This is a genomic window from Pseudonocardia sp. SID8383, from assembly GCF_009864975.1.
Lineage (GTDB): Bacteria > Actinomycetota > Actinomycetes > Mycobacteriales > Pseudonocardiaceae > Pseudonocardia > Pseudonocardia alni.
Map to the genome: position 1 here is coordinate 1 of NZ_WWFY01000007.1, position 6,355 is coordinate 6,355.

The following is a 6,355-nucleotide window of genomic DNA, read 5'->3' on the forward strand; positions in this document are numbered from 1 at the left end:
CGGCGGCCGCCGCCGGGACGGGTGCCGCCCGCAGCGCCGCCACCGCGGGCTCGGCGCCCGCGACCGCGTCGTGCATCGCCGTCACCTGGCCGGGGTCGAGGGTGTACCCGAGCCGCGCGGCGAGGGCGCCCAGCTCGTCGGCCGTGCTCACCGGACGGTGGCCTTGCCGCTGAGCAGCGCCTTCGCCACCACGCCGCGCAGCACGTCGTTGGTGCCCTCGCCGATCGACATGAGCGGGGCGTCGCGGTAGAGCCGCTCCACCTCGAACTCGGTGGAGTAGCCGTAGCCGCCGTGGATGCGCATCGCGTCGAGTGCGCACTCCAGGGCCTGCTCGGACGCGAAGATCTTCGCCATCCCGGACTCGGTGTCCATCCGCACGCCGTCGTCCATCCGCGACGCCGCCCAGTAGGTCATCAGCCGGGCCGCCTGCAGCCGCACCGCGGTCTGGGCGAGCCGCTGCTGGACGGCCTGGAAGTCGCCGATCGGCCTGCCGAAGGCCTCGCGCTCGCGGGCGTAGGACAGGGCCTCGTCGTAGGCGCGCTGGGCGATCCCGACGCTGCGGGCGGCGATGTTGATCCGCCCGGTCTCCAGCGAGGAGAGTGCCTGCTGCAGGCCGCGTCCCTCGACCCCGCCGAGCAGCTGCGACGACGGGACGCGCACGCCGTCGAGCACGACCTCGCAGGACTCGGTGCCCTTGTAGCCGAGCTTGCCGATGTCGGCGGTGACCTCGAAGCCGGGGGTGCCCGCCTCGACGAGCAGGATGCTCATGCCCGTGTGCGCGGGCGAGGCCGACGGGTCGGTCTTGACCAGCACCGGGAGCGGGTCGGCGTGCCGGGCGTTGGTGATCCACATCTTGGTGCCGTCGATGACGTAGTCGTCGCCGTCGCGGCGGGCGGTGGTGCGGATGCCCTGCAGGTCGGTGCCGGCGCCGGGCTCGGTCAGCGCGATCCCGGTGCGCCGCGCGCCCGTCGCGAGCTCCGGGAGGTAGCGCTGCTTCTGCTCCTCGGTGCCGTGGTTCGCGAGCAGGAAGCAGGACACCGAGTGGCTGCCGAGAATGCCGGCGATGCCCATCCAGCCCCGCGAGATCTCCTCGAAGGTCAGCGCGAACGAGACGGTGTCGGCGGCCAGGCCGCCGTAGGACTCGGGGACGGCCAGGCCGAAGAGTCCGAGCTTCTTCATCCCCTCGACGATCTCGGTGGGGTAGCGGCCCGACTGCTCCCACTCCCGCGCGACGGGGACGATCTCCTTGTCGACGAAGGCGCGCAACGTGTCCCGGTAGAGGCGCTGCTCGTCGGTGAACCGGAAGTCCATGTCAGTCCTTCCCCAGCGCGCCGGAGCTCCGGAGCGCGGTGATCCTGGTGTCGTCGTAGCCCAGCTCGCGCAGGACGCGGTCGGTGTCGGCACCCATCACGGGTGCGGCGCGGGTCGGGGCCCGGTCGGCGCCGGGCGGGCCCACCCGGACCGCGCTGCGCAGGGTGCGGACCGGGCCGAAGTCGGGGTGCGGGGTCTCGGCGACGAGGTCGCGCTCGACGGTGTGCGGGTCGGTCAGCGCGCCCGCGACGTCGCGGACCGGGGCGCACGGGACCGAGGCCGCGTAGAGCGGGGCGAGCCACTCCGCGACCGTGCGGGTCCGGAACAGCGCCTCGAGCTCGGGCAGCAGCGCGTCGCGGTGCAGGTTGCGGTCGGCGAAGGTCGCGAAGCGGGGGTCCTCGGCCAGGTCCGGGCGGCCCAGCACGACGGTGAGCCGCTGCCAGAACTTCTCCTTCGCACACCCGACGACCAGCCAGCCGTCGGAGGCCTCGAAGGCCTGGAAGGGCACCAGCGAGGGGTGGGCCGACTGCCGGGTGCGCACCGGTTCGAAGCCCGCGGTCAGGTGCCAGGTCCCGGGGTAGGCGAGCAGGCTCACCGCGGTGTCGTAGAGCGAGACGTCGCAGTCGGTGCCGACGCCGTCGCGCCGCGCCCCGTGGATCGCGCCCAGCAGCGAGATCGCGGCGACGTAGCCGCCGCAGTAGTCGACCAGGCTCGGCCCGGTCTTCTGCGGGGCGCCGCCGGGCTCACCGGTCAGCGACATCCAGCCCGCCAGCGCCTGCAGGACGTAGTCGTAGCCCGGCTCCGCCGAGCGCGGGCCGGTCATCCCGAACCCGGTCAGCGAGCAGCAGACGATCTGCGGGTTGACCTCCTTGAGGTCGTCGTAGCGGATCCCCAGCGTCGCCGGGACGTCGGCGCGCAGGTTGGAGAACACGGCGTCGGCGGTGCGGACCAGGTCGTGGAACACCTCGCGGCCCTCGGGGGTGCGCACGTCGAGGGTGACCGAGGACTTGTCCCGGTTGAAGGACTGGAAGAACAGCGAGTCGCCCGGCGCGGTGTAGGGCGGGATCGCGCGGCCGACGTCACCGCCGACCGACGGGTCCTCGATCTTGATGATCTCCGCGCCCAGCTCGGCGAGGTGCATCGACCCGAACGGGCCGGCGCCGTACTGCTCCAGCGAGACGATCCGGATGTCCTCCAGCGGCCGCCGGGTCACGCGCCCTCCACCGTCAGCGGCTCCGCGGCCTGCGGGAACAGCGACGACGCCCCGCCCACCTCCCGCTTGTGCACGTAGAAGGTCCGCCGGAAGCTCAGCACCTCGACCGCGTCCTGGTTCAGGGTGCGGGTCCGCACGGTGACGATCCCGGCGGTCGGGCGGGACGAGGACTCGCGCTTGTCCAGCACGATCGACTCCGACCAGATGGTGTCCCCGGCGAACACCGGCGCGGTGAGCTTCAGGTCGTCGAGCCCCAGGTTGGCGAACGCGTTCTGGGTGGTGTCGGTGACCGACTGGCCCATCGCGATGGAGATCGTCAGCGGGGAGACGACGAGCATCCGGCCGAACTCCGAGGACTCGCCGACCTGGCGGTTGAAGTGCGCCTGGTTGGTGTTCATGGTCAGCAACGTGAACCAGGTGTTGTCGGTCTCGGTGATCGTCCGGCCCAGCGGGTGCTGGTAGACGTCGCCGGTCTCGAAGTCCTCGTAGAAGCGTCCCTGCCAGCCCTGCTTGATCGTCACGTGCGTGTCGTCCTTCCGGTGGGGGGTGGTCATCCGCGCTCGATGTCCTCGAGGCGGCGGTTCGTGGTGCGTTCGCCGAACAGGGCCATGACCAGGCCGAGCAGCAGTGCCGCCGCGGCGAGGTAGACGTAGACGGCGGTGAGGCCGAGGCCGGCGAAGGTCGCGGCGACGAGGAGGCCGCCGGCGACCCCGGCGAGCCGGCCGGAGCCGTTCGCGATGCCGGAGCCCAGACCGCGCAGGTGCAGCGGGAAGACCTCGGCGATGTAGGTGTAGAGGACCGGCACCGTCGCCTGCATGAACATCGCGGCGAGGAATCCGGTCACCGCGATCGCGACCGGGTGCGTGACCAGGCCGAACGCGAGCACCAGGCCCGCGGAGAGGGTCTGCAGCACCAGGACGACCGCGCGCCGGTCGAAGCGGTCCACCACCGGCGCCACGAGCAGCGCTCCTGGCACGGCGGCGATCGCGAGGACCGAGGCGAAGGTCAGGCTCTCGGCCGTGGTGTACCCGCGCTCCACGAGCAGCGTCGGCACCCAGGAGCTGAAACCGTAGAACGACAGGATCAGGAACACGCAGGCCGTCGAGGCGACCACGGTCCGGCGCAGCGTCGCGCCGCGCAGCAGGTCCGACAGCCGTCCCTCGGGCTTCGGGGGGTCGGGGACCGGTTCGGGCAGGTCGGTGCCGAGCTGCGCGCGGGCCTCGTGCTCCATCCGGGCCACGAGCCGTTCGTCGCGGGGGTCGGGGGACCGGCCCTGTGCCGAGCGCCAGCGGACCGACTCGGGGACCGTCCGCCAGGCGACGAGGGCGACGACCGCGCCGAGCGCGCCCACGACGAAGACCCAGCGCCAGGAGCCCGGTCCGAGCGGGACGACGATCCGGGCCAGCCACGCGGCGATCGGGATGCCGGCGAGGCCGACGGCGAGCAGCAGCGCCTGGTACCGGCCCCGCAGCGAGCGCGGGAACATCTCGCTCACCCAGACCAGCAGGACCCCGGTCGTGGCCTGCAGCCCGAACCCGGTCAGCACCCGCAGCACGCCCAGCGACCAGGCGTCCCAGCTCAGCGCGCTCAGCAGCGAGCAGACGGAGAAGAACAGGACGGCCCCGAGCAGGACGGGGCGGCGGCCGTAGCGGTCGGAGAGGCGGCCGCCGACGATCGCCCCGGCGAACATCCCGACGAACGCGGCCGAGGTGACCGCGCCGACCTCCCCGATGGACAGCCCCCACTCGGCCCGCAGCGCGGGGGCGGCGTAGGCGAAGGAGTTGAGGTCCACCAGGTCGAAGACGAACAGCGCACCGAGCACCCCCACCCAGCGGCGGTGTGTCGGGGTGGCGACCGGGATGCGGTCGAGCCGGGCGGCCAGGTCCGTGACGGGGGCCGGAGCGGGCGGCACACCGGCCGCCTGCCGGTCACCGGGTGGGTCGACGGTCATCGCGTACTCCCCTCGGCGGGCGCCGTCGCCCGCCTTCCGGTCCGCGGGGGCCGACCGGACCCCGCCTCCGCACGGTAAACATCAGACACTTTCAGAGGCAAGACCCTCCAACGGTCACGAGCTGCTGGAAGTGCTCGACAGATCTGTCAGACCTATACCGCCGGGTGATGGTCCCGGGCAACGCCCGACCGGTACCCTGGAACGGGTCGCGGGACGCGCGGCACGATGGACGACAGGGCGGCGGCGTGAAGATGGGTGCGACCCGGGATCCGCGTGACGGCGTCACCGTGCCGACCGACGCACCGGCGGGGGAGCGGCCTCGCGACGGTCACCGGCCGCCGACGGCGCGGCTGCGGGTCCAGCGGGTCCGTCCCGCCTACCGGCAGGTGGCCGACGAGCTGCGCGCGCAGATCATGCGCGGTGCCCTGCCCGCCGGCACGCGGCTGCCCGCGGAGTCCGAGCTGACCGGCATGTTCGGGGTGAGCCGCTCCACGGTCCGCGAGGCGCTGCGGGTCCTGGCCAGCCAGCACCTGATCGACACCCGGCGCGGGGTGCAGGGCGGCTCGTTCGTCGCCGCGCCCGACCCCGCCCGCCTGGTCGAGGACGTCGGCGGTGCGCTCGGGGTGCTGGTCGCGACGCCGCAGCTCGGCATGGCGGACCTGCTGGAGGCCCGGCTGCTGCTCGAGCCCGCGGCGGCCCGGCTGGCCGCCCAGCGCGCCGCCCCGGAGACGATCGAGGCGCTGCGCGCCGCGGCGGCGGCACCGCGGGACCCGCGCGACCCCAGCGGGTTCGTCGAGCACATGGACTTCCACACCACGGTACTCATGGCCACCGGCAACCTGATGATCACCATGATGGGCCAGCCGGTGGGCGACGTGCTCCGCACCCGGCTGAACCGGCACGTCGTCGCGGCCGAGCACTGGGCGGAGGTCGACGCCTGCCACACCACGATCACCGAGCACATCGCCCGGGGCGAGGCGGCGCAGGCCGAGGAGGCCATGCGCAGCCACCTGCTCGACCTGCGCGACATCTACGGCCGCCCGGGGGCGTGGAAGTCCGACTGAGCGCCGCGCACGGCAGGATGGACGCGTGCGCACCGTCCTCGACCTGCTCCGGCTGCTGGCCGACCGGGCCGACGGCGATGCCCGCGACGGCGAGCTGGACCGCGTCGTCGCGGAGCTGGCGGCCTCCGAGCCGGAGGCCGGCGCGCTGACCCTGCGGGTGCGGGCGGCGATGGACGCCGGGCGCCGCCGTGAGTCCGAGCTCGCCGCGCTGGTCGGCATCGCCCGCGACCTCGCCTCGGAGTCCGACCCCGGCTCGGTGCTGCAGGCGATCGTGCGCCGGGCCCGCGGGCTGCTCGGTACCGACGTCGCCTACCTGACCCTGCACGACCCCGAGCGCGGGGACACGTTCATGCGGGTCACCTCCGGGTCGGTCTCGCACCGCTTCCAGTCGCTGCGGCTCCCGCTCGGGGCCGGGCTCGGCGGCCTCGTCGCGGCCAGCCGCACCCCGCACTGGACCGGCCGCTACGCCGGCGACGGCCGCTACCGGCACACCGAGGAGATCGACACCGCGGTCGCCGAGGAGGGCATCGTCGGCATCTGCGGCACCCCGCTGCTGGTCGACGACGAGTTCGTCGGCGTCCTGTTCGCCGCCACCCGGTCCGCCCGCCCCTTCACCGCCGAGGACGTCGCCCTGCTCGGCTCGCTGGCCGCGCTCGCCGCGGTGTCGCTGGTGCAGACCCGCCGCCTCGCCGACACCGCCACCACGCTGCGCGAGCTGCGCGGCGCGCACGCCGCGATCGCCGAGGCCGCCGACGCCCACGACCGGTTCGCCGGGGTCGTCCTGGAGGGCGGCGACGTCGGCGACATCGCCGAGGC

6 protein-coding genes are annotated in these 6,355 nt (G+C 73.9%); 2 read left to right on the forward strand and 4 right to left on the reverse strand.

What is annotated here, in order from left to right; genetic code table 11:
• Nucleotides 1-147 precede the first annotated feature (147 nt).
• From GTW08_RS00450 to GTW08_RS00465, 4 genes are read right to left on the reverse strand one after another with little or no spacing between them, the layout of a single operon-like run.
• Nucleotides 148-1,311 (reverse strand): acyl-CoA dehydrogenase family protein, encoded by a 1,164-nt coding sequence (locus tag GTW08_RS00450; RefSeq protein WP_073574389.1) that lies wholly within the window; start codon nt 1,309-1,311, stop codon nt 148-150.
• Nucleotide 1,312: 1 nt separating this feature from the next.
• A complete protein-coding gene (locus GTW08_RS00455; protein WP_073574388.1) occupies nt 1,313-2,524 on the reverse strand; it encodes a CaiB/BaiF CoA transferase family protein in 1,212 nt (403 codons plus the stop codon).
• Entirely contained in the window at nt 2,521-3,078 is a 558-nt protein-coding gene (locus GTW08_RS00460; RefSeq protein WP_073574387.1) for a MaoC family dehydratase, read from the reverse strand. Before GTW08_RS00460 ends, GTW08_RS00455 begins: the two co-directional genes overlap by 4 nt.
• Nucleotides 3,075-4,475: an MFS transporter gene (locus GTW08_RS00465; RefSeq protein ID WP_083658092.1), complete on the reverse strand. Its 1,401-nt coding sequence runs from the start codon at nt 4,473-4,475 to the stop codon at nt 3,075-3,077. The genes GTW08_RS00460 and GTW08_RS00465 overlap by 4 nt, the downstream gene beginning before the upstream one ends.
• A gap of 287 nt (nt 4,476-4,762) precedes the next feature.
• Between GTW08_RS00465 and GTW08_RS00470 the strand changes: the two genes are divergently transcribed.
• Nucleotides 4,763-5,539, forward strand: a complete 777-nt coding sequence (locus GTW08_RS00470; protein WP_083658122.1) for a FadR/GntR family transcriptional regulator — start codon at nt 4,763-4,765, stop codon at nt 5,537-5,539.
• A 25-nt stretch (nt 5,540-5,564) separates the two neighbouring features.
• Nucleotides 5,565-6,355 (forward strand): GAF domain-containing protein (locus GTW08_RS00475; RefSeq protein ID WP_202416202.1); only part of this gene is annotated, 791 nt, incomplete at its 3' end.

What these genes read in the sequence shown, in the direction of transcription:
- GTW08_RS00450 (WP_073574389.1), bottom strand. Translation starts at nt 1,311, where the DNA reads ATGGACTTCCGGTTCACCGACGAGCAGCGCCTCTACCGGGACACGTTG.
- GTW08_RS00460 (WP_073574387.1), bottom strand. Translation starts at nt 3,078, where the DNA reads ATGACCACCCCCCACCGGAAGGACGACACGCACGTGACGATCAAGCAG.
- GTW08_RS00465 (WP_083658092.1), bottom strand. Translation starts at nt 4,475, where the DNA reads ATGACCGTCGACCCACCCGGTGACCGGCAGGCGGCCGGTGTGCCGCCC.